Source organism: Candidatus Accumulibacter phosphatis, assembly GCF_012939955.1.
GTDB lineage: Bacteria > Pseudomonadota > Gammaproteobacteria > Burkholderiales > Rhodocyclaceae > Accumulibacter > Accumulibacter delftensis.
Genome location: NZ_SPMY01000137.1, coordinates 1 through 570 on the forward strand (window position 1 = coordinate 1; position 570 = coordinate 570).

The 570-nt window shown below is 63.7% G+C and carries 1 pseudogene; it reads right to left on the reverse strand.

What is annotated here, in order from left to right:
* Window positions 1–570, reverse strand: a pseudogene (locus E4Q23_RS23125) (IS481 family transposase); the annotation flags it as partial.

The following is a 570-nucleotide window of genomic DNA, read 5'->3' on the forward strand; positions in this document are numbered from 1 at the left end:
GCGCCCGCGACGGTCAGGCGGCAGTCGATCGCCACGGTACGCCGCTCCGGCTCGCGGGCGAAGGTGCAGAATCGTTCCCACGAACACATCGCCCGCAGCCCATCTGCGGGAAGGTGCGTGAGCCAGTCCTCCTGGCGGCTGTGGTCTTCGGTGCGGTGGTCCCGATGGTTGTACTTGATCACGTAGTTGACGAGCCAGCGATTGGCCTCCGTTTCGGTCGCTGGCTTGTGAAAGTGATACAGCGTCTCGTGCGCTTCCTTCACCGTCCGGAAGGGACGCTCCACCTTGCCCTTGCTGCGCGCCGTGGTGCGTCGGCCGTCGCTATCGCGCGGCATATGCAGGATGACCTCGACGCCAAGGCACTCCATCACGCGACGGAACACTGCCGACTTACCGACCGGCCCGTTGTCCAGTTGGATCGCGCTCGGGATGCCCTGCAACGGATTTCCTGCTTCTTCCTTGGCTGACATGGCGTTGAACAGAAACCTCAGCCCCGTCTCGACATCCTCGCCGTATACGCAGCGGTATTCCTGGTAGGCCACCCCCGAGCGATCGTCGACGACACTGAAC